The 25,895-nt window shown below is 40.6% G+C and carries 23 protein-coding genes, 1 tRNA gene and 1 other RNA gene; 19 read left to right on the top strand and 6 right to left on the bottom strand.

What is annotated here, in order from left to right:
* Positions 1-17 precede the first annotated feature (17 nt).
* On the bottom strand, positions 18-746 hold the full coding sequence (gene rlmB, locus HMPREF0851_RS08075; RefSeq protein ID WP_000855768.1) for a 23S rRNA (guanosine(2251)-2'-O)-methyltransferase RlmB: 729 nt from the start codon (positions 744-746) through the stop codon (positions 18-20).
* A 44-nt stretch (positions 747-790) separates the two neighbouring features.
* Positions 791-1,402, bottom strand: a complete 612-nt coding sequence (gene def / locus HMPREF0851_RS08070; protein ID WP_001272956.1) for a peptide deformylase — start codon at positions 1,400-1,402, stop codon at positions 791-793.
* Positions 1,403-1,682: 280 nt separating this feature from the next.
* Between def and HMPREF0851_RS15650 the strand changes: the two genes are divergently transcribed.
* The 4 genes from HMPREF0851_RS15650 (at position 1,683) to ssrA (ending at position 4,903) form a co-directional block, all read left to right on the top strand.
* A complete protein-coding gene (locus HMPREF0851_RS15650) occupies positions 1,683-3,008 on the top strand; it encodes a CapA family protein (RefSeq protein WP_001189739.1) in 1,326 nt (441 codons plus the stop codon).
* Positions 3,009-3,029: 21 nt separating this feature from the next.
* A complete protein-coding gene (locus tag HMPREF0851_RS08055) occupies positions 3,030-3,857 on the top strand; it encodes an HAD family hydrolase (protein ID WP_000153515.1) in 828 nt (275 codons plus the stop codon).
* Between the two features lies 1 nt (position 3,858).
* On the top strand, positions 3,859-4,494 hold the full coding sequence (locus tag HMPREF0851_RS08050; RefSeq protein ID WP_000290670.1) for an SGNH/GDSL hydrolase family protein: 636 nt from the start codon (positions 3,859-3,861) through the stop codon (positions 4,492-4,494).
* A 61-nt stretch (positions 4,495-4,555) separates the two neighbouring features.
* Positions 4,556-4,903, top strand: a transfer-messenger RNA (tmRNA) gene (gene ssrA, locus HMPREF0851_RS15645).
* A gap of 187 nt (positions 4,904-5,090) precedes the next feature.
* On the opposite strand, the gene HMPREF0851_RS08045 is transcribed toward ssrA, so the two are convergent.
* Positions 5,091-5,178, bottom strand: a tRNA-Ser gene (locus tag HMPREF0851_RS08045).
* A 162-nt stretch (positions 5,179-5,340) separates the two neighbouring features.
* On the opposite strand from HMPREF0851_RS08045, the gene HMPREF0851_RS08040 reads away from it, so the two are divergent.
* The 4 genes from HMPREF0851_RS08040 to HMPREF0851_RS08025 all read left to right on the top strand — a co-directional run bounded on the left by HMPREF0851_RS08040 (position 5,341) and on the right by HMPREF0851_RS08025 (position 11,330).
* Entirely contained in the window at positions 5,341-6,081 is a 741-nt protein-coding gene (locus HMPREF0851_RS08040) for a DeoR/GlpR family DNA-binding transcription regulator (RefSeq protein WP_000920653.1), read from the top strand.
* Complete coding sequence (gene pfkB / locus HMPREF0851_RS08035; RefSeq protein WP_000640814.1) at positions 6,078-6,989, top strand: 1-phosphofructokinase; 912 nt, start codon at positions 6,078-6,080, stop codon at positions 6,987-6,989. Before HMPREF0851_RS08040 ends, pfkB begins: the two co-directional genes overlap by 4 nt.
* Positions 6,986-8,938, top strand: coding sequence for a fructose-specific PTS transporter subunit EIIC (locus tag HMPREF0851_RS08030; RefSeq protein WP_000701480.1), 1,953 nt, complete (start codon positions 6,986-6,988; stop codon positions 8,936-8,938). Before pfkB ends, HMPREF0851_RS08030 begins: the two co-directional genes overlap by 4 nt.
* 88 nt (positions 8,939-9,026) lie before the next feature.
* Positions 9,027-11,330: a DNA translocase FtsK gene (locus HMPREF0851_RS08025; RefSeq protein WP_009014233.1), complete on the top strand. Its 2,304-nt coding sequence runs from the start codon at positions 9,027-9,029 to the stop codon at positions 11,328-11,330.
* Between the two features lie 199 nt (positions 11,331-11,529).
* Here HMPREF0851_RS08025 and HMPREF0851_RS08015 read toward each other — a convergent pair whose 3' ends face one another.
* Positions 11,530-11,955: a DUF6556 family protein gene (locus HMPREF0851_RS08015; protein ID WP_000073907.1), complete on the bottom strand. Its 426-nt coding sequence runs from the start codon at positions 11,953-11,955 to the stop codon at positions 11,530-11,532.
* Between the two features lie 138 nt (positions 11,956-12,093).
* Between HMPREF0851_RS08015 and HMPREF0851_RS08010 the strand changes: the two genes are divergently transcribed.
* The 9 genes from HMPREF0851_RS08010 to HMPREF0851_RS07970 all read left to right on the top strand — a co-directional run bounded on the left by HMPREF0851_RS08010 (position 12,094) and on the right by HMPREF0851_RS07970 (position 21,110).
* On the top strand, positions 12,094-13,236 hold the full coding sequence (locus tag HMPREF0851_RS08010; RefSeq protein WP_000638905.1) for a cysteine desulfurase family protein: 1,143 nt from the start codon (positions 12,094-12,096) through the stop codon (positions 13,234-13,236).
* Positions 13,237-13,244: 8 nt separating this feature from the next.
* Positions 13,245-14,459 (top strand): tRNA uracil 4-sulfurtransferase ThiI, encoded by a 1,215-nt coding sequence (gene thiI / locus HMPREF0851_RS08005; RefSeq protein ID WP_001200096.1) that lies wholly within the window; start codon positions 13,245-13,247, stop codon positions 14,457-14,459.
* A 137-nt stretch (positions 14,460-14,596) separates the two neighbouring features.
* Entirely contained in the window at positions 14,597-15,421 is an 825-nt protein-coding gene (locus HMPREF0851_RS08000; RefSeq protein ID WP_001076719.1) for an alpha/beta hydrolase, read from the top strand.
* A gap of 18 nt (positions 15,422-15,439) precedes the next feature.
* Positions 15,440-16,180, top strand: coding sequence for an esterase family protein (locus HMPREF0851_RS07995; RefSeq protein ID WP_000546800.1), 741 nt, complete (start codon positions 15,440-15,442; stop codon positions 16,178-16,180).
* Between the two features lie 12 nt (positions 16,181-16,192).
* Positions 16,193-17,359 (top strand): ATP-grasp domain-containing protein, encoded by a 1,167-nt coding sequence (locus HMPREF0851_RS07990; protein WP_001108602.1) that lies wholly within the window; start codon positions 16,193-16,195, stop codon positions 17,357-17,359.
* A 158-nt stretch (positions 17,360-17,517) separates the two neighbouring features.
* Positions 17,518-18,423 (top strand): aquaglyceroporin Gla, encoded by a 906-nt coding sequence (gla, locus tag HMPREF0851_RS07985; protein WP_000348096.1) that lies wholly within the window; start codon positions 17,518-17,520, stop codon positions 18,421-18,423.
* Between the two features lie 124 nt (positions 18,424-18,547).
* Complete coding sequence (locus tag HMPREF0851_RS07980; protein WP_001102234.1) at positions 18,548-19,273, top strand: CppA family protein; 726 nt, start codon at positions 18,548-18,550, stop codon at positions 19,271-19,273.
* On the top strand, positions 19,270-20,205 hold the full coding sequence (locus HMPREF0851_RS07975) for a serine hydrolase domain-containing protein (protein WP_000872202.1): 936 nt from the start codon (positions 19,270-19,272) through the stop codon (positions 20,203-20,205). Before HMPREF0851_RS07980 ends, HMPREF0851_RS07975 begins: the two co-directional genes overlap by 4 nt.
* Before the next feature lie 8 nt (positions 20,206-20,213).
* Complete coding sequence (locus tag HMPREF0851_RS07970) at positions 20,214-21,110, top strand: DMT family transporter (protein WP_000071692.1); 897 nt, start codon at positions 20,214-20,216, stop codon at positions 21,108-21,110.
* A 195-nt stretch (positions 21,111-21,305) separates the two neighbouring features.
* Here HMPREF0851_RS07970 and HMPREF0851_RS07960 read toward each other — a convergent pair whose 3' ends face one another.
* Entirely contained in the window at positions 21,306-22,004 is a 699-nt protein-coding gene (locus HMPREF0851_RS07960) for a GntR family transcriptional regulator (RefSeq protein WP_000936165.1), read from the bottom strand.
* Positions 22,005-22,258: 254 nt separating this feature from the next.
* Between HMPREF0851_RS07960 and guaA the strand changes: the two genes are divergently transcribed.
* Positions 22,259-23,821: a glutamine-hydrolyzing GMP synthase gene (gene guaA / locus HMPREF0851_RS07955; RefSeq protein WP_000065710.1), complete on the top strand. Its 1,563-nt coding sequence runs from the start codon at positions 22,259-22,261 to the stop codon at positions 23,819-23,821.
* A gap of 91 nt (positions 23,822-23,912) precedes the next feature.
* Positions 23,913-24,743, top strand: a complete 831-nt coding sequence (locus HMPREF0851_RS07950) for a type II restriction endonuclease (protein WP_000189389.1) — start codon at positions 23,913-23,915, stop codon at positions 24,741-24,743.
* 18 nt (positions 24,744-24,761) lie between these two features.
* Here HMPREF0851_RS07950 and HMPREF0851_RS07945 read toward each other — a convergent pair whose 3' ends face one another.
* Positions 24,762-25,676, bottom strand: a complete 915-nt coding sequence (locus HMPREF0851_RS07945) for a DNA adenine methylase (RefSeq protein ID WP_000937035.1) — start codon at positions 25,674-25,676, stop codon at positions 24,762-24,764.
* Positions 25,677-25,895: the final 219 nt, after the last annotated feature.

Genomic DNA, 25,895 nt, shown 5'->3' with positions numbered 1-25,895 from the left:
AGATGACTAGAACTTTTTTATAGTCTATTTCGGAAAACTTCATACATGAGAATGGCTGCAGCAACACTGGCATTAAGGCTTTGAACATGTCCATTCATAGGAATGGTAATCATCTCATCAACCTGTTTTTTGATGTTGCTAGAGATGCCTTTTCCTTCATTTCCAATGATGAGGGCGATTTTCCCTTTTGTATTCCACTTGTGGCAAGGAGTACCATTCATATCTGTTCCAAAGGTCCAGAATCCTTCATCCTTGAGTTTGTCCAGAGTTTGGCTCAGATTTGTCACTCGGGCGATGGGAACATGTTCGATAGCACCTGTGGCTGTTTTGGAAACGACAGGAGTAACACCGACAGCACGGTGCTTGGGAATGATGACACCTGAAACATTGGTTGCATCGGCGGTTCTTAAGATGGAGCCTAAGTTGTGAGGGTCAGTTAAACCATCCAGAATCAATAGAAGTGGATTTTCTTCTTGATGCGTTTTTGCAAGAATGTGGTCCAGCTCGCTATAGGCAAATTCAGACACTCGTAGAACAAAACCTTGGTGAACCGCACCTTCAGTTATCTCAGAGAGGGATTTTTTTGAGGTCCAAGAAATGGACACCTTCTTTTCTGTAGCCAGTTCCTTGACTTTCTCAAGATTCTTACCACGGAGATCTTCTTGGAGGTAGAGTTTGTTTCCAGTATTTGCGCGGAGGGCTTCGGTAACGGCGTGGACGCCATAGACAATATCATTTGTTTTCATGCCTCTATTATAACACAAAACCCCGTCTTGCAACGGGATTTTCTTTATTCTAGAATCAGTAAACCATCTTTAACTGCAAATGGGTCTTTTTCATTGATACGGTCGTAAAACATGATACCGTTGATGTGGTCAATTTCATGCTGAACAACGATAGAGTTGTAGCCTTTAAGTTTGATGCGGTGCTTTTCTCCATCTTTGTCAAAGTAGTCAACAGTAACGCGAGCATGGCGAACAACATAGCCAGGCACGTTGCGGTCAACAGACAGGCAACCTTCTCCTTCGCCAAGAGCAGCGTCTTGAACAGAGTGAGAGACGATTTTTGGATTGTACATAATGGCTTGCAAGTCGTAGGCTTCCTGTGGAGTTTCGCCTTCTTCAACAATATTTGGCACCAAAACAGCGATAATACGTTTTGAGATATCTAACTGAGGAGCAGCCAGTCCAACCCCACCGCGGAGTCCCATTTTTTCAGCCATGACAGGATCTTGGGAATGTTTGAGGAACTGCATCATCTTTTCGCCAAGGATGATTTCTTGGTCAGACAAAGGAAAAGTGACTTCCTCAGCAACCGCGCGTAGAGTTGGGTTCCCTTCGCGGATAATATCGTTCATATCAATTAAGTGAGCAGCTTTTGTAATACGTTCTATAGCAGACATTTTCTCTCCTTTCATTACCTCTACATGATAACACAAAATGACAAGGATTGAAAGTATTATAGCCTTTAGGATTTATAGAAAATAGATAGGATGTTCAATTCATACTCAATGAAAATCAAAGAGCAAACTAGGAAGCTAGCCGCAGGCTGTACTTGAGTACGGTAAGGCGACGCTGACGTGGTTTGAATTTGATTTTCGAAGAGTATCAATTGTGAAAGAATTACTTATCTATGATATAATGAAAAGAAAAGGCTTGCATTAGAAAGTTGGGAGAATAAAGATGCAAAGAAGACAGGAAAGACATAAACGTGGACCAGTTTTTCGTTTTATGAGGGGCTTGGTAAACTTTTTTAGGAGTTATCGTAGGTGGAGCAATAAGGGATTTGTTGCGGTCCTTTTGCTAGCAGTTGCTTTATCAATGGGCTTGGTCTTGTTGTTTGAAAGCTTCCAAGGAATCCCCTTGACCAGTCAAAAAAAGGATGCCATTTCTCAAGAAGCTAATAAGACGAATCAAAATTCCAAAGATCAGGAAGAGGAAAAAACTGCTAGAATTATGGCCAACGGTGACCTCCTCTATCATATTCCCATCTATCGTTCTGCCTTAAAAGAAGATGGAACCTATGATTTTCATGAAAATTTTGATTATGTGAAACCATGGCTCAAACAAGCAGATTTGATTATAGGTGATTTTGAAGGTACGGTAAATAAGGACCACTATTTGGCTGGTTATCCTCTTTTTAATGCACCTGGAGAAGTTATGGATGCCATCAAGGATGCCGGTTATCAAGTATTAGACTTGGCGCATAACCATATCCTAGATTCACAAATAGAAGGTGTGGTCTCAACAGCAGATGCTATTGAGAAGGCAGGAATGACACCTATTGGAGTATATACGCATGAGTCTCGTGATCAAGCTCCTCTTGTAATTAAGGAAGTGAACGGCATCAAGGTTGCACTTTTGGCCTATTCTTATGGATTTAATGGAATTGAGCAAAGTATTTCTCAAGAAGACTATAACCGCTATCTTTCAGACTTAAATGAAGACAAGATGAAAGCTGAAATTGAACGAGCAGAGAAGGAAGCAGATATCACCATTATCATGCCTCAGATGGGTGTGGAGTATCGCTTGGAACCAACTGAGGAACAAAAGGTTCTTTATCACAAGATGATCGATTGGGGAGCTGATATTATCTTTGGAGGGCATCCTCACGTTGTAGAACCATCTGAAACGGTTGAAAAAGATGGAGACAAGAAACTCATTATCTATTCAATGGGGAACTTTATTTCTAATCAACGAATCGAAACTATGCAAGATGAAGAGAATGCTAAGTGGACAGAGCGTGGCGTGCTTATGGATGTGACCATTAAGAAAAAAGCAGGTAAGACGACAATTGAAACTGCCAAAGCGCATCCTTCTTGGGTAAACCGTACACCAAAAGGAACCTATTCTCCAGAAGGTTATCCACTCTTCCTTTACCAAACTTATATCTTAGAAGATTTTATCGAGGGTGGCAGTCATCGTGACCAGTTAGATGAAGCGACTAAGGAACGAATTGATACAGCTTATAAAGAAATGAACGAACATGTGGGATTGAAGTGGGACTAACTTGGATCCAGAGGAAAGTAAATGACGATTAAAGTAATTGCGACAGATATGGATGGAACCTTGCTGGATGCCAGAGGCCAGCTTGATATTCCACGCTTGGAAAAGATTTTAGATCAGTTGGATCAAAGGGGTATTCGTTTTGTCATCGCAACTGGGAATGAAATTTACCGCATGAGGCAACTACTGGAGCACTTGGTGGATCGGGTGGTTCTGGTTGTTGCTAATGGTGCTCGTATTTTTGAAAATAATGAACTGATTCAGGCTCAGACTTGGGATGATGCCATTGTTGATAAGGCCTTGGCTCATTTCAAGGATCGAGCGTGTCAGGACCAGTTTGTTGTAACGGGGATGAAGGGTGGCTTCGTCAAGGAAGGTACCATTTTTACAGACCTTGAAAGTTTTATGACTCCAGAAATGATTGAAAAATTCTACCAACGGATGCAGTTTGTGGATGAGTTAACTTCTGACCTCTTTGGTGGTGTGCTCAAGATGAGTATGGTTGTTGGTGAGGAGCGTTTGAGTTCGGTCTTGGAAGAAATAAATGACCTCTTTGATGGCCGTGTTCGGGCTGTATCCAGTGGCTATGGTTGCATTGATATCCTTCAAGCTGGGATTCATAAAGCATGGGGGTTGGAAGAATTACTCAAGAGTTGGGACTTGAAACCCCAACAAATTATGGCTTTTGGTGACAGTGAAAATGATGTTGAAATGCTTGAAATGGCTGGAATTGCCTATGCGATGGAAAATGCTGATGATAAAGCCAAAGCTGTGGCGACTTCTCTAGCGCCAGCCAACAGCCAAGGAGGAGTTTATCAAGTCTTGGAAAATTGGTTAGAAAAAGGAGAATGAAGTGGCAGTACAGTTATTAGAAAATTGGTTACTAAAGGAACAAGGAAAAATCCAAACCAAGTACCGTCACTTAAATCAGGTTTCTGTTGTAGAACCAGATATTCTCTTTATTGGGGATTCCATTGTCGAATATTATCCTCTGCAGGAGTTATTTGGGACTTCAAAGACGATTGTCAATCGTGGCATTCGAGGTTATCAGACAGGGCTGTTATTAAAAAATCTTGATGCCCATCTGTACGGTGGAACGGTAGATAAAATTGTCCTTTTGATTGGGACAAATGATATCGGAAAAGATGTACCTGTGAATGAGACTCTCAATAATCTCGAATCCATCATACAATCCATTGCTCGCGATTATCCATTGACTGAGATTAAATTGCTTTCTATTTTGCCAGTCAATGAGGGAGAGGAGTACAAGCAGACAGTCTATATCCGCACGAATGAAAAAATTCAGAAATGGAATCAAGCCTATCAAGAGCTTGCTTCTGCCTATATGCAGGTAGAATTTGTGCCAGTTTTTGATCGTTTGACAGACCAAGTAGGTCAACTAAAAAAAGAATATACAACTGATGGGCTGCACCTCAGTGTTACTGGTTATCAGGTTTTGACCAAAGCTTTGAAAGACTATCTTGTGTAGTTAGTTGATTTCCTTTTTGCATTTTTGACTTAGATAAGGTATAATAGTCTTACTGTCTTTTGGGGTCGTTACGGATTCGACAGGCATTATGAGGCATATTTTGCGACTCGTGTGGCGACGTAAACGCTCAGTTAAATATAACTGCAAAAAATAACACTTCTTACGCTCTAGCTGCCTAAAAACCAGCAGGCGTGACCCGATTTGGATTGCTCGTGTTCAATGACAGGTCTTATTATTAGCGAGATACGATCAAGTCTTGTCTAGCGGCTTGATAAGAGATTGATAGACTCGCAGTTTCTAGGCTTGAGTTATGTGTCGAGGGACTGTTAAACTAATACATAACCTATGGTTGTAGACAAATATGTTGGCAGGTGTTTGGACGTGGGTTCGACTCCCACCGGCTCCATTATTCCTTTGCATTCCTTGGTGAAACGTTGTTAAATCAACGTTTTTTTATTTTTATCTTTGGTTTTCCTTTGTCTTCTTTTGCTAAAAAGGATACAACAAAGGAGTCACAAACAAACCCTAAAGCAGATCCTATTATTAAAAAAAGGATACAACATTTGTCGCATCCCTAAAATAATTGTTATTTTCTACGGAAGACATGGGATTCGAACCCACGCACGCTGTTACACGCCTACCGCGTTTCCAACACGGCCTCTTAAGCCTCTTGAGTAATCTTCCAATACTTACTCAAATAGTCTACCATAAAGGTTCTTATCTTGCAATAAAAATTCTAGAAATAAGAAAAAATGATAGAATTTGGAAGAAAGTGATAAAAAATGCTTGACTTTGAAATAAAGTGTGATAGAATGAATAGTGTAAACGATAACAGGAGGTGGTTCGGTGTTAAAAACAGAGCGGAAACAACTGATTTTAGAGGAGTTAAATCAACATCATGTAGTTTCTCTAGAAAAGTTAGTTAGTTTGCTAGAAACCTCAGAATCAACGGTTCGAAGAGACTTGGATGAGTTGGAAGCAGAAAACAAGCTTCGTCGTGTGCATGGTGGAGCAGAATTACCCCATTCTTTGCAGGAAGAAGAAACCATTCAAGAAAAATCTGTCAAAAACCTTCAAGAGAAGAAGTTGTTGGCTCAGAAAGCAGCCTCTCTCATCAAGGAACAAGATGTCATCTTTATCGATGCTGGAACAACGACAGCCTTTTTGATTCATGAATTGGTTAATAAAAATGTCACAGTTGTGACCAATTCGATTCACCATGCAGCTCAGTTGGTTGAAAAGCAGATTCCAACGGTCATGGTTGGAGGAAGTGTCAAGATGGCGACAGATGCTAGCATTGGGGGCGTTGCTCTTAACCAGATTAACCAATTGCACTTTGACCGTGCCTTTATCGGGATGAATGGTGTGGATGATGGCTATTATACGACTCCTGATATGGAGGAGGGGGCTGTGAAGCGAGCTATTTTAGAGAATGCCAAACAGACCTATGTCTTGGTCGATTCGTCAAAAATTGGACAAACTTGCTTTGCTAAGGTAGCACCACTCAAACGAGCTATTGTTATCACAAGTCAAGGGCATGAGCTCTTGCACGCTATTAAGGAGAAAACGGAGGTAATAGAAGTATGATTTATACAGTCACACTCAATCCATCCATTGACTATATCGTTCGTTTGGACCAAGTCCAAGTTGGCAGTGTCAATCGTATGGACAGTGATGATAAGTTTGCTGGTGGGAAAGGAATCAATGTCAGTCGTGTCTTGAAACGCTTGGGTATTCCCAATACAGCAACTGGATTTATCGGAGGCTTTACTGGTAAATTTATTACAGATACTTTGGCAGAGGAAGAAATCGAGACACGTTTTGTCCAAGTGGCAGAAGATACGCGTATCAATGTTAAGATCAAAGCAGACCAAGAAACAGAAATCAACGGAAGGGGTCCAACTGTTGAACCAGCTCAGTTAGAAGAATTGAAAGCTATTTTATCTAGTCTGACAGCAGAAGATACGGTTGTCTTTGCAGGTTCAAGTGCTAAAAATCTAGGCAATGTCATCTACAAGGATTTAATTGTCTTGACGCGGCAGACTGGTGCGCAAGTGGTTTGTGACTTTGAAGGACAGACCTTGATTGATAGTTTGGACTACCAGCCACTTTTGGTCAAACCAAACAATCATGAACTTGGAGCGATTTTTGGGGTTAAACTCGAAAGTTTGGACCAAATTGAGAAATACGCTCGTGAGTTACTGGCTAAAGGTGCTCAAAACGTCATTATTTCTATGGCTGGTGACGGTGCCCTTCTTGTCACATCTGAGGGATCTTACTTTGCCAAACCTATCAAGGGAACAGTCAAAAATTCAGTTGGGGCTGGCGATTCAATGGTTGCTGGATTCACAGGTGAATTTGTCAAATCCAAAGATGCAGTAGAAGCCTTCAAATGGGGAGTGGCTTGCGGAACGGCAACGACCTTCTCAGATGACTTGGCAACAGCAGAATTTATTAAAGAAACATATGAAAAAGTTGAGGTAGAAAAACGATGAAAATTCAAGACCTATTGAGAAAAGATGTTATGCTGTTAAATTTGCAGGCAACTGAAAAAACAGCTGTCATTGAAGAGATGATTAAAAGCTTGACAGACCACGGTTATGTGACAGATTTTGAAACATTTAAAGAAGGCATTTTGGCGCGTGAAGCTCTCACTTCTACTGGTTTGGGTGACGGAATCGCAATGCCTCACAGCAAAAACGCTGCTGTCAAAGAAGCGACAGTTCTCTTTGCTAAGTCAAATAAGGGTGTTGATTATGAGAGCTTGGATGGACAAGCAACTGACCTCTTCTTCATGATTGCGGCTCCAGAAGGTGCCAATGACACTCACTTGGCAGCCTTGGCAGAATTGTCTCAATACTTGATGAAAGACGGTTTTGCTGACAAACTTCGTCAAGCAACATCAGCTGACCAAGTTATCGAACTTTTTGACCAAGCTTCAGAAAAAACTGAGGAGCCTGTCCAAGCCCCTACCAATGACTCTAGTGACTATATCGTGGCTGTTACAGCTTGTACGACAGGTATTGCCCACACTTACATGGCCCAAGAAGCTCTTCAAAAAGTAGCTGCTGAAATGGGGGTTGGTATCAAGGTTGAAACAAACGGAGCTAGCGGTGTTGGTAACCAACTAACTGCTGAGGACATCCGCAAGGCTAAAGCTGTTATCATCGCAGCAGACAAGGCGGTTGAAATGGATCGTTTCGATGGCAAACCATTGATTAATCGTCCAGTTGCTGATGGTATCCGTAAGACAGAAGAATTGATTAACAAGGCTCTTTCAGGAGATGCTGAAGTATACCGTGCTGCTAATGGTGTCAAAGCTGCAACAGCCTCTAACGAAAAACAAAGCCTTGGTGGTGCCTTCTACAAACACTTGATGAGTGGTGTATCACAAATGTTGCCATTTGTTATCGGTGGTGGTATCATGATTGCCCTTGCCTTCTTGATTGACGGTGCTTTGGGTGTTCCGAATGAAAACCTTGGTAATCTTGGTTCCTACCATGAACTAGCTTCTATGTTCATGAAAATTGGTGGAGCTGCCTTTGGTTTGATGCTTCCAGTCTTTGCAGGTTATGTTGCCTATTCTATTGCTGAAAAACCAGGTTTGGTAGCAGGTTTCGTGGCTGGTGCTATTGCCAAAGAAGGTTTTGCCTTTGGTAAAATTCCTTATGCCGCTGGTGGTGAAGCAACGTCAACTCTTGCAGGTGTCTCATCAGGTTTCCTAGGTGCCCTTGTGGGTGGATTTATCGCAGGTGCCTTGGTTCTTGCTATTAAGAAATACGTGAAAGTTCCTCGTTCACTTGAAGGTGCTAAATCAATTCTTCTCTTGCTACTTCTTGGAACAATCTTGACAGGATTTGTCATGCTGGCTGTTAATATCCCAATGGCAGCAATCAACACTGCTATGAATGACTTCCTCGGTGGTCTTGGAGGAGGTTCAGCTGTCCTTCTTGGTATCGTCCTTGGTGGAATGATGGCTGTTGACATGGGTGGACCAGTTAATAAAGCAGCTTATGTCTTTGGTACAGGTACGCTTGCAGCAACTGTTTCTTCAGGTGGTTCTGTGGCTATGGCAGCAGTTATGGCTGGAGGAATGGTGCCACCACTTGCAATCTTTGTCGCAACGCTTCTCTTCAAAGATAAATTCACTAAAGAAGAACGCAACTCTGGTTTGACCAACATCATCATGGGCTTGTCCTTTATCACTGAGGGAGCGATTCCATTTGGTGCCGCTGACCCAGCTCGTGCGATCCCAAGCTTCATCCTTGGTTCAGCAGTAGCAGGTGGAATTGTTGGTCTTACTGGTATCAAACTCATGGCACCACACGGAGGAATCTTCGTGATTGCCCTTACTTCAAATGCCTTCCTTTACCTCGTTGCTGTCTTGGTAGGAGCAATCGTAAGTGGTGTGGTCTATGGTTACCTACGCAAACCTCAAGCATAAAAATTAGATATAATATGAAAAGATTGTACCGATTGGTGCAGTCTTTTTCTCTTTCCGAAATACCTGTGAAATATGGTATAATAGAAGAATGGTAAACAAGAATACAAGTAAAACAAGACGGAGACCGTCTAAAGCAGAACTCGAAAGAAAAGAAGCGATTCAACGAATGTTGATTTCGCTAGGAATCGCGATTTTATTGATTTTCGCAGCCTTCAAATTAGGGGCTGCAGGTATAACCCTTTACAATTTAATTCGCTTGCTGGTGGGTAGCCTAGCTTATCTGACAATATTTGGCATTCTACTCTATCTCTTCTTTTTCAAGTGGATACGAAAACAGGAAGGCCTCTTATCTGGCTTTTTCACCATATTTGCGGGCTTGCTCCTGATTTTTGAAGCCTACTTGGTTTGGAAATATGGTTTGGACAAGTCGGTTTTAAAAGGAACCATGGCTCAGGTTGTGACTGATTTGACTGGCTTTCGAACGACCAGTTTTGCTGGTGGAGGCTTGATTGGGGTCGCTCTTTATATGCCAACCGCCTTTCTCTTCTCAAATATCGGCACTTACTTTATTGGAGTTATCTTGATTTTAGTGGGTTCTCTTCTGATCAGTCCTTGGTCTGTTTATGATGTTGCTGAATGTTTCAGTAGAGGTTTTGCAAAATGGCGGGAAGGGCATGAGCGTCGAAAAGAGGAACGCTTTGTCAAACAAGAAGAAAAAGCTCGCCAAAAGGCTGAGGAAGAGGCTAGATTAGAACAAGAAGAGACCGAAAAAGCCTTACTCGATTTGCCTCCTGTTGATATGGAAACGGGTGAAATTTTGACAGAGGAAGCTGTTCAGGAGCTTCCAACTATTCCAGAAGAAGAGTGGGTGGAACCAGAAATCATCCTACCTCAAGCTGGACTTGAATTTCCTGAACAGGAAGATGGCTCTGATGATGAAGATGTTCAGGTCGATTTTTCAGCCAAGGAAGCCCTTGAATACAAACTTCCAAGCTTACAACTCTTTGCCCCAGATAAACCAAAGGACCAGTCTAAAGAGAAGAAAATTGTCCGAGAAAATATCAAAATCCTAGAAGAAACCTTTGCTAGCTTTGGTATCAAGGTGACGGTGGAACGGGCTGAAATTGGGCCATCCGTGACTAAGTATGAAGTTAAGCCAGCCGTGGGTGTGCGGGTTAACCGCATTTCCAATCTAGCAGATGATTTAGCACTTGCACTGGCTGCTAAGGATGTCCGTATCGAAGCTCCAATCCCTGGGAAATCTCTCGTTGGAATCGAAGTGCCTAACTCTGAGATTGCGACTGTGTCTTTCCGAGAACTTTGGGAACAATCTCAAACGAAAGCAGAAAATCTCTTGGAAATTCCTTTAGGGAAGGCTGTTAATGGCACCGCAAGAGCTTTTGACCTTTCTAAAATGCCCCACTTGCTAGTCGCAGGTTCGACGGGGTCAGGTAAGTCAGTAGCAGTTAACGGTATTATCGCTAGCATTCTCATGAAGGCGAGACCAGATCAAGTTAAATTTATGATGGTCGATCCCAAGATGGTTGAGTTATCTGTTTACAATGATATTCCCCACCTCTTGATTCCAGTCGTGACCAATCCACGCAAAGCCAGCAAGGCTCTGCAAAAGGTTGTGGATGAGATGGAAAATCGTTATGAACTCTTTTCCAAGGTAGGAGTCCGTAATATTGCAGGTTTTAATGCCAAGGTAGAAGAGTTCAATGCCCAGTCTGAATACAAGCAGCTTCCTCTGCCACTTATTGTTGTGATTGTGGATGAGTTGGCTGACCTCATGATGGTGGCTAGCAAGGAGGTGGAAGATGCCATTATCCGTCTTGGGCAGAAGGCACGTGCTGCCGGTATCCACATGATTCTTGCAACCCAGCGTCCATCCGTTGATGTCATTTCTGGTCTGATCAAGGCCAATGTTCCATCTCGTGTAGCGTTTGCGGTTTCATCAGGGACAGACTCCCGTACGATTTTGGATGAAAATGGAGCAGAAAAACTGCTTGGTCGAGGCGACATGCTCTTTAAACCGATTGATGAAAACCACCCAGTTCGTCTGCAAGGCTCTTTTATCTCGGATGATGATGTCGAACGCATCGTAAACTATATCAAGGCTCAGGCAGATGCAGACTACGATGAGAGTTTTGATCCAGGTGAGGTTTCTGAAAATGACGGAGAATTTTCAGATGGTGAATCTGGTGGGGATCCGCTTTTTGAAGAAGCCAAGGCTTTGGTCATCGAGACGCAGAAAGCCAGTGCGTCCATGATTCAGCGTCGTTTATCAGTTGGCTTTAACCGTGCGACCCGCCTTATGGAAGAACTGGAGATGGCAGGTGTCATTGGTCCAGCTGAAGGTACCAAACCAAGAAAAGTTTTACAACAATAAAAAAATAGCTTCTTTCCAAATTTGGAGGGAAGCTATTTTACTGGCTATTGATTACTTTTATACTCTTCGAAAATCTCTTCAAACCACGTCAGCTTCGCCTTGCCGTGTGTATGGTTACTGACTTCGTCAGTTCTATCCACAACCTCAAAGATGTACTTTGAGCAGCCTACGACTAGCTTCCTAGTTTGCTCTTTGATTTTCATTGAGTATTATTTTCTGAAGTTGGAGTATTGGGCTGTTTTTCATTTTCAGTAGTAGGTTTACTTGGAGCAGGAGTAGTAGAGTTTTGAGTTACTGTTTTCTGATCTTCTTTTTTCTCTTCCTTGACGCTGGATTTTGGTGTTTCTTCTTGTTGTGTTTTTTCTTGAGAAGTGTTATTTTCCTTATTGGGACTGGTGTTTTCCTTAGGGGATTCCTTTTGAATTTCTTTGACAATGGTTGTCGTCTGGCTTGTCGTAGGTTCTTTTTTAGTATTTTTGTTATTATCCAAGGCGTTCATGATAGTGATAGTCGCAGTAATCAAGCCAAGGATACTACCGATAGTAGCAACGATTTTTTGAAAGACCGTAAATCCTTTTTTAATGTGTTCTGTTTTTGGTTTTGAAGTTCTACGATAATTAGACATACATTCTCTCCTTTGATTAAAATTTATTATACCTCATTTCTTTAAAAAAATCTTAAAAAAAGAGGAATTGCCCTTTCTTGTCGCAAGCTCCGTTTCATGATACAATAGAAGGAGTGATTTTAGAAAGCGTGAGAAAACATGATTTACTTTGATAATTCGGCGACGACCAAGCCTTATCCTGAAGCCCTTGAAACCTATATGCAGGTGGCTTCAAAAATTTTAGGAAATCCATCTAGTCTCCATCGTTTGGGAGACCAGGCAACACGAATCTTAGATGCTTCTCGTCAACAGATTGCAGATCTAATCGGTAAGAAAAGAGATGAAATCTTCTTTACTTCTGGTGGAACAGAAGGAGATAACTGGGTTATCAAGGGTGTGGCCTTTGAAAAAGCACAGTTTGGCAAGCACATCATCGTATCAGCCATTGAACATCCGGCGGTCAAAGAATCAGCTCTTTGGTTGAAAAGTCAAGGATTTGAAGTGGATTTTGCTCCAGTTGATGAGGAAGGATTTGTGGATGTTGAGGCGCTAGCAGATTTGATACGACCTGATACAATCTTAATTTCTGTCATGGCTGTGAACAATGAAATCGGCTCTATCCAACCTATTGAGGCTATTTCAGAACTCTTGGCAGACAAGCCGACTATTTCCTTCCACGTTGATGCGGTTCAGGCACTTTCTAAAATTCCGACTAAAAAGTATCTGACAGAACGAGTGGATTTTGCGACTTTCTCTAGTCACAAGTTCCACGGAGTTCGAGGTGTTGGTTTTGTCTATATCAAGTCTGGCAAGAAGATTACGCCTCTTTTAACAGGTGGTGGTCAGGAGCGTGATTATCGTTCGACAACTGAAAATGTAGCAGGAATTGCAGCGACAGCCAAGGCTCTGCGCTTGTCTATGGAAAAACTGGATATTTTTACGAGTAAGACAGGGCAGATGAAGACAGTGATTCGCCAAGCCCTTCTGGATTATCCAGATATTTTTGTCTTTTCAGATGAGGAAGACTTCGCCCCTCATATCCTGACTTTTGGTATTAAGGGTGTTCGTGGTGAAGTCATCGTTCACGCCTTTGAAGACTATGATATTTTTATCTCAACGACCTCTGCTTGTTCGTCCAAGGCTGGGAAACCTGCAGGCACTTTGATTGCCATGGGAGTGGACAAGGATAAGGCTCAGTCAGCTGTGCGTCTAAGCCTAGACCTTGAAAATGATATGAGTCAGGTCGAGCAATTTTTGACCAAGCTAAAATTAATTTACAATCAAACTAGAAAAGTAAGATAGGAGCATTTATGCAGTATTCAGAAATTATGATTCGCTATGGAGAATTGTCAACCAAACACAAAAATCGTATGCGTTTCATCAATAAACTTCGTAATAATATTTCAGACGTTTTGTCTATCTATCCCCAAGTTAAGGTAACGGCAGATCGCGATCGTGCCCACGCTTACCTCAATGGAGCTGATTACACCGCAGTAGCAGAATCCCTCAAACAAGTATTTGGAATTCAAAACTTTTCTCCCGTTTATAAAGTCGAAAAGTCTGTAGAAGTTCTTAAATCTGCTGTCCAAGAGATTATGAAAGAAACTTATAAGGAAGGGATGACCTTTAAAATCACTGGTAAGCGTAGCGACCACACCTTTGAACTTGATAGTCGTGAACTCAATCAAACTCTTGGTAGTGCTGTTTTCAAGGCTATTCCAAACGTGAAAGCTCAGATGAAAAATCCAGATATTAATCTTCAGGTTGAGATTCGTGAGGAAGCTGCTTATATTTCCTATGAAACCTTTCGTGGAGCAGGAGGATTACCTGTGGGAAGTTCTGGTAAAGGCATGCTCATGTTGTCAGGAGGAATTGATTCACCTGTAGCTGGCTATCTAGCTCTTAAACGAGGTGTAGATATTGAGGCGGTTCACTTTGCAAGCCCACCTTACACGAGTCCTGGTGCCCTTAAAAAAGCGCAGGACTTGACCCGTAAATTGACCAAGTTTGGTGGAAATATCCAGTTTATCGAAGTACCTTTCACAGAGATTCAAGAGGAAATCAAGGCTAAAGCGCCAGAAGCCTACCTTATGACCTTAACACGACGCTTTATGATGCGGATTACTGATCGTATCCGTGAGGTACGAAATGGTTTAGTAATTATCAATGGGGAAAGTCTTGGTCAAGTAGCCAGCCAGACCTTGGAGAGCATGCAGACTATCAACGCTGTGACCAGCACACCAGTCATTCGTCCAGTTGTGACAATGGATAAGTTGGAAATCATTGACATTGCTCAGGCAATCGGTACCTTTGACATTTCAATCCAACCTTTTGAAGACTGTTGTACCATTTTTGCACCTGACCGTCCGAAAACAAATCCTAAGATTAAAAATGCAGAGCAGTATGAAACTCGCATGGATGTTGAAGGTTTGGTTGAGCGAGCTGTGGCTGGAATCATGATTACTGAGATTACACCGCAGGCTGAAAAAGATGAAGTCGATGACTTGATTGATAATCTGCTCTAAATCAGAAAATCCAAAAGAATTTAGAAAAAATAAATGAAAAGTTAGTTTTTAATCCAAAAATGGAAGCAAAACTGACTTTTTTTTCTGTTTTTGTGATATAATGAGATAAAATTTTGAATATAGAGAGTTTTCTGACAATGAATCAATCCTACTTTTATCTAAAAATGAAAGAACACAAACTTAAAGTTCCTTATACAGGTAAGGAGCGCCGTGTACGTGTTCTTCTTCCAAAAGATTATGAAAAAGACACGGATCGTTCCTATCCTGTGGTTTACTTTCATGACGGGCAAAATGTTTTTTATAGCAAGGAGTCTTTCATTGGTCATTCATGGAAGATTATCCCAGCCATCAAACGAAATCCCGATATCAGTCGTATGATTGTCGTTGCTATTGATAATGATGGTATGGGGCGGATGAATGAGTATGCGGCTTGGAAGTTCCAAGAATCTCCCATCCCAGGCCAGCAGTTTGGTGGTAAAGGTGTGGAGTATGCTGAGTTTGTTATGGAGGTGGTCAAGCCTTTTATTGATGAAACTTATCGTACCAAAGTTGACCGCCAGCATACGGCTATGATTGGTTCCTCACTAGGAGGAAATATTACCCAATTTATCGGTTTGGAATACCAAGACCAAATTGGTTGCTTGGGCGTCTTTTCATCTGCTAATTGGCTCCATCAAGAAGCTTTTAACCGCTATATTGAGCGGAAGAAACTATCGCCTGACCAGCGCATCTTCATCTATGTAGGAACAGAAGAAGCAGATGATACAGACAAGACCTTGATGGCTGGCAATATCAAACAAGCCTATATCGACTCGTCGCTTCGCTATTACCATGATTTGATAGCAGGTGGGGTACACTTAGATAATCTTGTCTTGAAAGTTCAGTCTGGTGCCATCCATAGTGAGATTCCATGGTCGGAAAATTTACCAGACTGTCTGAGATTTTTTGCAGAAAACTGGTAAAGTAAGAAAGGAGAGAATATGCATATTGAAAACCTTAGCCACTGGAGTGGTCACCTCAACCGTGAAATGTATCTCAACCGTTATGGACATGCTGGGATTCCAGTTGTGGTCTTTGCTTCATCAGGTGGTAGTCACAATGAATACTATGATTTTGGCATGATTGACGCCTGTGCTTCCTTTATCGAGGAAGGCCGTGTCCAGTTCTTTACCCTATCCAGTGTGGATAGTGAGAGCTGGTTGGCTACTTGGAAAAATGCTCATGACCAAGCGGAAATGCACCGTGCCTACGAACGTTATGTGATTGAGGAGGCCATTCCTTTTATCAAGCATAAGACAGGTTGGTTTGATGGCATGATGACGACAGGTTGCTCGATGGGCGCCTACCATGCTGTCAACTTTTTCCTCCAACATCCAGATGTCTTTACCAAGGTGATTGCTCTCAGTGGTGTCTACGACGCACGTTTCTTTGTCGGCGATTACTACAATGACGATGCCATTTACCAAAACTCGCCAGTAGATTATATCTGGAATCAGAACGACGGCTGGTTTATTGACCGTTACCGTCAGGCGGAGATTGTGCTTTGTACGGGGCTTGGTGCCTGGGAACATGACGGACTACCGTCTTTCGACAAGCTCAAAGAAGCCTTTGACCAGAAACAAATTCCAGCCTGGTTTGCTGAATGGGGACATGATGTCGCCCACGACTGGGAATGGTGGCGTAAACAAATGCCCTATTTTCTTGGACACCTGTATCTATAAAAGGAGTTGCCTATGAATTACCTTGTTATTTCTCCCTACTATCCACAAAACTTTCAACAGTTTACCATTGAGCTAGCTAATAAAGGTATCACAGTCTTGGGAATTGGTCAAGAGCCTTACGAGCAATTGGATGAACCTTTGCGCAATAGTTTGATCGAGTATTTCCGTGTAGATAATCTTGAAAATGTAGACGAAGTCAAGCGTGCAGTTGCTTTTCTCTTTTATAAACATGGCCCAATTGACCGCATCGAATCCCACAATGAATATTGGCTAGAGTTGGACGCAAGTCTTCGTGAGCAATTCAATGTTTTTGGTGCCAAACCAGAGGATCTCAAAAAGACGAAATTTAAGTCTGAGATGAAGAAACTTTTCAAAAAAGCAGGTGTTCCTGTGGTACCTGGAGCTGTTATCAAGACGGAAGCAGATGTTGATCAAGTAGTGAAAGAAATCGGTCTTCCAATGATTGCCAAACCTGATAATGGAGTTGGAGCAGCCGCAACCTTTAAACTTGAGACAGAAGACGATATCAATCACTTCAAGCAAGAATGGGACCATTCAACTGTTTATTTCTTTGAAAAATTTGTCACTTCCAGTGAAATTTGTACCTTTGACGGTCTAGTAGACAAGGATGGTAAGATTGTCTTTTCAACAACTTTTGACTACGCCTATACACCGCTTGATCTCATGATTTACAAGATGGACAATTCTTATTACGTTCTTAAGGATATGGATCCCAAATTACGTAAATATGGTGAGGACATCGTTAAAGAATTTGGTATGAAAGAACGGTTCTTCCATATTGAGTTCTTCCGTGAAGGGGACGATTACATCGCCATTGAGTATAATAACCGCCCTGCAGGTGGTTTCACCATTGATGTTTATAACTTTGCCCACTCCTTGGATCTCTATCGTGGCTATGCAGCTATTGTCGCAGGAGAAGAGTTCCCAGTGTCAGAGTTTGAACCTCAGTATTGTTTGGCTACTTCTCGCCGTGCAAATGCTCATTATGTTTATTCAGAAGAGGACTTGCTTGCCAAATACAGCCAGCAGTTCAAGGTTAAAAAAATCATGCCAGCAGCCTTTGCGGAACTTCAAGGGGATTACCTTTATATGCTGACAACTCCGAGTCGACAAGAAATGGAACAGATGATTGCAGATTTCGGACAACGTCAAGAATAAGAACTCTTGGATTAAGGAGAATGACTTTCTTAATCCTTTTGTTTTTTATAAGAAATAAAACCGCTTTCTCATATATTCTTTTAGAAAACCTGTTGCTAAAAGATATAAAAATTGATAGAATAAGGATTGTCTAAAAAATTTTAAGGAGAATCTATCAAATGGATTTCACATGGGCAATTAAATATGCCACTGAATTTTTGGCTACTGCTATTTTGATCATTCTTGGAAATGGTGCAGTTGCCAACGTTGAACTTAAAGGTACGAAAGGTCACCAAAGTGGCTGGATCGTTATCGCCGTTGGTTACGGTATGGGGGTTATGATTCCTGCCTTGATGTTTGGTAACGTATCTGGAAACCACATCAACCCAGCCTTCACTCTTGGACTTGCAATCAGCGGTCTATTCCCTTGGGCACAAGTTGCACCTTATATCATCGCACAAGTTTTGGGTGCTATCTTTGGTCAAGCCTTGGTTGTGGCAACACACCGCCCATACTACTTGAAAACTGAAAATCCAAACAATATCTTGGGTACTTTCTCAACAATTTCAAGTTTGGATCAAGGTACAAAAGAATCACGCTTTGCAGCAACTGTTAATGGTTTTGTAAACGAGTTTGTTGGTTCATTTGTTCTGTTTTTTGCAGCCCTTGGTATGACTAAAAACTTCTTTGGTGCTGAATTAGTATCAAAAGCACAAGCAGCTATTAATGCTCAAGTTGCACAAGCAACTACTCAAGGTCAAACAATTCCTCAAGAGCAAGTAACAGCAGCTCTTGACCAAGCTAAAGAACAAGTAGCACCATTTATGACATCTGGTCTTGGAATTGCTCACTTGGCTCTTGGATTCCTTGTTATGGCTTTGGTAACATCACTTGGTGGACCTACAGGACCTGCCTTGAACCCAGCCCGTGACTTGGGACCACGTCTCCTTCATGCTTTTCTTCCAAAATCAGTTCTTGGTGAGCACAAAGGGGATTCAAAATGGTGGTATTCTTGGGTACCAGTAGTAGCACCTATCGCAGCAGCAATTGCGGCAGTAGCTATCTTCAAATTCCTTTACCTATAAGAAATTGAAACCGGGGAAATCCTCGGTTTTTTAGATGAAATTTTTACGAAAAATCGGTAAATGTGAGCATAATATCTTGTAAAAAATTCTAAAATCCTTTAAAATAAAAGAGTTGGAGGAATTTATGAATGTAAATCAAATTGTACGGATTATTCCTACTTTAAAAGTTAATAATAGAAAATTAAATGAAACATTTTATATTGAAACCCTTGGCATGAAGGTCTTGTTAGAAGAATCAGCATTTCTGTCACTAGGTGATCAAACAGGTCTAGAAAAGCTGGTTTTAGAAGAAGCTCCTAGTATGCGTACTCGTAAGGTGGAGGGAAGAAAAAAGCTGGCTAAACTGGTTATCAAGGTGGAAAATCCCTTGGAAATCGAAGGACTCTTATCTAAAACAGATTCGATCCATCGATTATATAAAGGTCAAAATGGCTACGCTTTTGAAATTTACTCGCCAGAAGATGATTTGATTTTGATTCATGCGGAAGATGATAGAGCAAGTCTAGTAGAAGTAGAAGAAAAGCCTGAATTTCAAACAGATTTGGAGTCAATTTCTTTAAGTAAATTTGAGATTTCTATGGAATTACATCTCCCAACTGATGTCGAAAGTTTCTTGGAACCATTTGAAGTTGGAGCATCACTTGATTTTATCTCAGCTCAGGGGCAGGATTTGACTGTGGATAATACGGTTACTTGGGACTTATCTATGCTCAAGTTCTTGGTCAATGAATTAGACATAGCCAGTCTTCGCAAGAGGTTTGAGTCTACCGAATATTTTATTCCTAAGTCTGAAAAATTCTTCCTTTGTAAAGATAGAAATAATGTTGAATTGTGGTTTGAAAAAGTATGAAGTGGACCAAGATTATTAAAAAAATAGAAGAACAAATCGAGGCAGGGATTTATCCCGGAGCCTCTTTTGCGTATTTTAAGGACAATCAATGGACGGAGTTCTATTTAGGCAAGAGTGACCCAGAGCAAGGCTTGCAGACTGAGGCAGGACTCGTTTATGACCTGGCCAGTGTCAGCAAGGTTGTTGGGGTTGGCACAGTTTTTACCTTCTTGTGGGAAAACGGTCAATTAGATATTGAGAGACCTGTAACCGATTTTTTACCTGAAAGTGATTATCCAGACATCACTATTCGTCAGCTCTTAACTCATGCAACAGATCTTGATCCGTTTATTCCAAATCGAGACCTTTTAACATCTTCTGAATTAAAGGAAGCGATGTTTCATCTCAAGAGACGAAATCATCCAGCCTTTCTTTATTCGGATGTCCATTTTTTGCTATTAGGTTTTATCTTGGAAAGAATCTTTAATCAAGATCTGGATGTCATTTTACAAGAACAAGTCTGGAAACCTTGGGAAATGAAGGAAACTCAGTTTGGTCCTGTTGAGCTTGCTGTTCCAACCGTCAGAGGTGTCGAGGCAGGTCTGGTACATGATCCCAAGGCTCGCCTCCTGGGCAGACATGCAGGGAGTGCTGGTTTGTTTTCGACTGTAAAGGATTTACAAATCTTTTTAGAACACTATTTAGCAGATGATTTTGCAAGAGATTTGAGTCAAAATTTTTCTCCTTTGGATGACAAGGAACGTTCTTTGGCATGGAATTTGGAAGGAGATTGGCTAGACCATACGGGCTATACAGGTACCTTTATCATGTGGAATCGTCAGAAGCAAGAAGCGGTCATTTTCCTATCGAATCGTACCTATGAAAAGGATGAGCGGGCTCAATGGATTGTAGACCGCAATCAAGTGATGGACTTGATTCGTAAAGAAGAGTAAGGAGAGACATGTCAAATAGTTTAAAAGGGACTTTACTAACAGTTGTGGCTGGGATTGCTTGGGGTTTGTCAGGAACGAGTGGCCAATACCTGATGGCGCACGGAATTTCGGCTCTGGTTTTGACTAATTTACGACTTTTAATCGCTGGTGGGATTCTCATGGTCTTGGCTTATGCTACTGCAAAGGATAAAATGCTGACCTTTTTAAAGGACAGAAAGAGTTTGCTGTCTCTTCTCATTTTTGCTCTAATTGGTCTTTTCCTTAACCAATTTGCCTATCTGTCTGCTATTCAGGAGACTAATGCAGGGACTGCGACAGTACTTCAGTATGTTTGTCCTGTTGGGATTTTGATTTATAGCTGTATTAAGGATAAGGTAGCACCGACTCTGGCAGAGATTGTTTCCATCATGTTAGCCATTGGAGGAACCTTCCTCATTGCAACCCATGGACAACTGGACCAGTTATCCATTACACCTGCAGGTCTGTTCTGGGGTCTCTTTTCTGCTCTGACTTACGCCCTTTATATCATTTTGCCCATAGCCTTGATTAAGAAGTGGGGGAGTAGTTTGGTTATTGGTGTGGGAATGGTCATAGCAGGTTTGGTTGCCCTTCCTTTTACAGGGGTTCTACAGACTGCTATCCCAACTAGTCTTGATGTTCTCCTTGCATTTGCGGGTATTATCCTTATCGGGACTGTCTTTGCCTATACAGCCTTCTTAAAGGGAGCCAGTTTGATTGGACCGGTTAAGTCAAGTTTGTTGGCTTCAATTGAGCCAATCTCGGCGGTTTTCTTTGCTTTCCTAATTATGAATGAACAATTTTATCCAATTGATTTTCTTGGTATGGCAATGATATTGTTTGCTGTAACTCTGATTTCTTTGAAAGATTTGCTCTTAGAAAAATAAAAAGACTCTTTGTCGTCCGTGACAGAGAGTTTTTGCGTAGTATTTTATACTCAATGAAAATCAAAGAGCAAACTAGGAAACTAGCCGCAGGTTGCTCAAAGCACTGCTTTGAGGTTGTAGATAGAACTGACGAAGTCAGTAACATATATACGGCAAGGCGACGTTGACACGGTTTGAAGAGATTTTCGAAGAGTATTAATTATTTTCAAGATAAAATTCAAAGCGTTCGCCTACATACTGACTTTTTACGTATTCAAATGCAGTACCATCTTCTAGGTAGGAAACCTGAGTCAAACCAAGAATAGCATGTCCTTTTTCAACTTCCAAATAGTGGGCAATCTTTTCTTTAGCAAGGCGAGCATAGATGGTCTGCTGTGATTTGCCAATACGGTAGCCATGTTGTTGCAGGGTTTGGAAGAAATGACTGGTGATTTCTTCTTTTTTAAAGTTCTTAATAAATTTCTCAGGAATGGATGCAACTTCATAAACCAGAGGAATATTGTCGGCATAGCGGACACGTTCCATTCGGATAATATTTTCCGTTGGAGAAATTCCTAGCTTGGCAACTTCCTGCTCATTGGGAATGGTTTTTCTGTAGGAAATGAGTTGACTAGAGGGAACTTTGCCTTGGGACTTAACAATTTCAGTAAAACTGGTTGTCCCTCGCATCTTTTCTTGTACCCGAGTACTGGAAACAAAGGTGCCACTTCCTACGCGACGCTCTAAGACACCTTCTTCGACTAATAGAGATACGGCTTGTCGGAGGGTCATGCGACTGACCGCAAACTGCTCTGCTAAATCTCTTTCACTGGGAAGCCTCTCACCAATAGCCCAACGGTGCTCGTCAATATCCTTTTTAATCTGATCATGGATTTTTATATAAGCGGGTAGCATATTTTCACTTCATTTCTATCTTTTCTCTATTGTACCCTAATAAACTAGAAAAAGTCAATCTTCGCCTTGTTTATACTCTTCGAAAATCTCTTCAAACCACGTCAGCTCTATCTGCAACCTCAAAGCAGTGCTTTGAGCAACCTACGGCTAGCTTCCTAGTTTGCTCTTTTATTTTCATTGAGTATTAGTTGGTAATTCGCCCTTATTTGTGATAGAATATTGGAAAAAGATATTTCTTTTGAGAAAGGAAAAAGATGAGTAACATTTCAACTGATTTGCAAGATGTCGAAAAAATCATCGTATTGGACTATGGTAGCCAATACAACCAGCTGATTTCACGCCGTATCCGTGAGATTGGTGTTTTTTCAGAGCTAAAGAGTCATAAAATTTCAGCTGCTGAAGTTCGTGAAATCAATCCTGTAGGAATCATCCTTTCAGGTGGTCCAAACTCTGTATACGAAGATGGATCATTCGATATTGACCCAGAAATCTTCGAACTTGGCATTCCAATTTTGGGAATTTGCTACGGTATGCAGTTGTTGACCCATAAACTTGGAGGAAAAGTGGTTCCCGCAGGTGATGCTGGAAATCGTGAATATGGTCAATCAACCCTAACTCACACACCATCAGCGCTTTTTGAATCAACACCTGATGAGCAGACTGTTTTGATGAGCCATGGTGATGCAGTTACTGAGATTCCTGCTGACTTTGTTCGTACAGGTACATCAGCTGACTGCCCATACGCAGCCATCGAAAACCCAGATAAACACATTTACGGCATCCAATTCCACCCAGAAGTTCGTCATTCTGTATACGGTAATGACATTCTTCGTAACTTTGCCCTTAACATTTGTAAGGCTAAAGGCGATTGGTCAATGGATAACTTTATTGATATGCAGATCAAAAAAATCCGTGAAACAGTTGGAGATAAACGTGTCCTTCTTGGCCTATCAGGTGGAGTTGACTCATCTGTCGTTGGGGTTCTTCTCCAAAAGGCTATTGGCGATCAATTGATCTGTATCTTCGTGGATCACGGTCTTCTTCGTAAAGGAGAAGCGGACCAAGTTATGGACATGCTTGGTGGTAAGTTTGGTTTGAATATCGTCAAAGCAGATGCTGCAAAACGTTTCCTTGATAAGCTTGCAGGAGTTTCGGATCCTGAACAAAAACGTAAAATCATCGGTAACGAATTTGTGTATGTATTTGATGACGAAGCAAGCAAGCTCAAAGATGTGAAATTCCTTGCTCAAGGAACTCTTTATACAGACGTTATCGAGTCTGGTACGGATACAGCCCAAACTATCAAGTCACACCACAACGTGGGTGGTCTTCCAGAAGACATGCAGTTTGAATTGATCGAACCACTCAACACTCTCTATAAAGATGAAGTTCGTGCCCTTGGTACAGAGCTAGGTATGCCAGACCATATCGTATGGCGCCAACCATTCCCAGGACCAGGACTTGCGATCCGTGTCATGGGTGAAATCACTGAAGAAAAACTTGAAACAGTTCGCGAATCAGACGCTATCCTCCGTGAAGAAATTGCCAAAGCTGGCCTTGACCGCGATATCTGGCAATACTTCACTGTTAACACAGGCGTTCGCTCAGTTGGTGTTATGGGTGACGGTCGTACGTATGACTACACGATTGCAATCCGTGCTATTACCTCTATCGATGGGATGACTGCTGATTTTGCCAAAATTCCTTGGGAAGTCCTTCAAAAAATCTCAGTACGTATCGTAAATGAAGTGGATCATGTTAACCGTATCGTCTACGATATTACAAGTAAACCACCTGCAACAGTTGAGTGGGAATAACAAATGTTATAATAAAAAGGCTTTGAAATTAGTGTTTCAGAACCTTTATAAGAATAATCGCAAACAATTTGCAAACAAAGGAGCTGAGTAAATGACACCTTATACAGATAAAATAATTGATACTATTACTAAGTATTTACCAAAAAATGAAAATGAATGGGAACTCGTTGGTTTTATAAACAAAAAGAAGGAAATCTACACGTTTGGGAGTGATTCAAAGATTATAGGTAGATTGTTTGAAGTTATAGCTTTTGAAGCATTGCAACGTTCAGCCAATGAATTGGGCTATACTTTACATGAATCTGAAAAACAAACTGTATACCCTGATTTTTATTTTAAAAAGCAAGATGGGCGAAAAATTGCTATCGATATAAAAACTACTTACAGAAGAAGCGAAAATACGAAATTTGGCTTTACAGGTGGTAGTTTTACAAGTTTTATGAGAAACGGAACAAAGAATATTGTAGGTAATTATTCTGATTATGACGCTCATTATATTTTAGGTGTTGTTTATACTCGTGAACAAAAACCAACTACAGGTAAAGTCGATTTTAAATGTTTGGAATCGATAGTTCCAACCTATAAAAACATTGAGGTATTCGTTCAGGAAAAGTACAGAATATGTGGTGATAAAAAAGGTAGTGGAAACACTGATAATATTGGAACAATTACTTCAACATCCATTAATCCTTTTGCTTATGGTGCAGGCCCTTTCTCCGTTTTAGGAGATGATGTGTTTAACGATTATTGGAAACATTACCCAAGATATACTGATACCCAAAAGGTAAAACAATCTTTATATAATAATCTTGAAGGATATTTTGAGTGGATTGCTAAAACTGATAAAACTAAATCGTTAGAATTAAAGAAACTGTATTCTAATTATTTAATTCAATATAATAAAACATTTAATAAAAAATAGAGCAGTTCGCTCTATTTTTTATATTTCAAAAAGACTAATTTGCTCCTGTTCAAAATGAACTTCTTCTAAATTCAAATTTTGTTCACTTATTACTAAAGCCTCTATCATTTTATTTCGATTAGATTCTTTTGCTCCTAAGTGATAAAAATGTTCAGTAGTCAATAACTTCCCGTCGTTCCATTTTTCCATATGTGTATTTTTTCTGTATTGATTTTCGTACCACATACTAAAGGCGTATCCAGCTTTTCCTTTTTGAGTAAGTTCTGCGAGTAATACCGCATATTCTTCACTCCAAGAATCATAATATCCATCATAACGATCAATATACGGAGGGTCTAAATAAACAAAGTCATTTTCTCCCATCATTTCAAATGCTTTAGTGAAAGGCATACAGATAAATTCCCAATCTTTGCCCTCTATTATTTCTTCAACCCATGAAACTTGATTTACAATTTTTGTAATCAATGCTTTTTGAAATCTCTCTGGTTTTCGTCCAAAAGGAACATTATAATTCCCTTTATTATTAAAACGTATCATTCCATTAAAATTGGAACGTTGTAAAAATAAAAAATCTAAAGAGCTATGTTCTTTATTAAATCTATCTCTAACTTCATAGTAATAAGATGTCTTATCAGCCGGTGTACTAGATAATTTAGTTGCTTCATTTTCTAAAAAAGTTCTAACTGTTTGAGCAGTAATCTTCTTTGATTGAATATCTTTGTAAAATTGAATGATATAGGGATTGGTATCACTAAAAATAGCCTTCTGGGGTTCTAAATTAAAACCTACTACACCAGAACCCATAAATGGTTCAAAGTATGTTCCTTGACCATCCCATTTTATTGATTCGGCAATAAATGGAACTAATTTAGTTTTTATTCCTTGGATTTTGATAGGTGGTACTTTAGGTGTGATAATTTTTTTAGGTAACAATTGTAATTCTCCTTTCTTACTATATATATTCTATTATAGCATTTTTTATACTTTTTCTTCAGAAACTGATTATAAACTTCTCCTATTCCTAAAATGTAAAGTTAAACGCATAAAATATTTAACACTACAAAAAAATAGTCGAATAAATGTATTCTGCATTAAAAATTGATCTAACCATTGTTGAACCATCTTTATATAATTTTAGTGTTGTAATTCATC

The organism is Streptococcus sp. M334, from assembly GCF_000187745.1.
In the GTDB taxonomy this organism is placed as follows: Bacteria; Bacillota; Bacilli; order Lactobacillales; family Streptococcaceae; genus Streptococcus.
The sequence above is the reverse complement of the archived record's forward strand: the minus strand, read 5'-3'. Positions and strand labels throughout refer to the sequence as shown.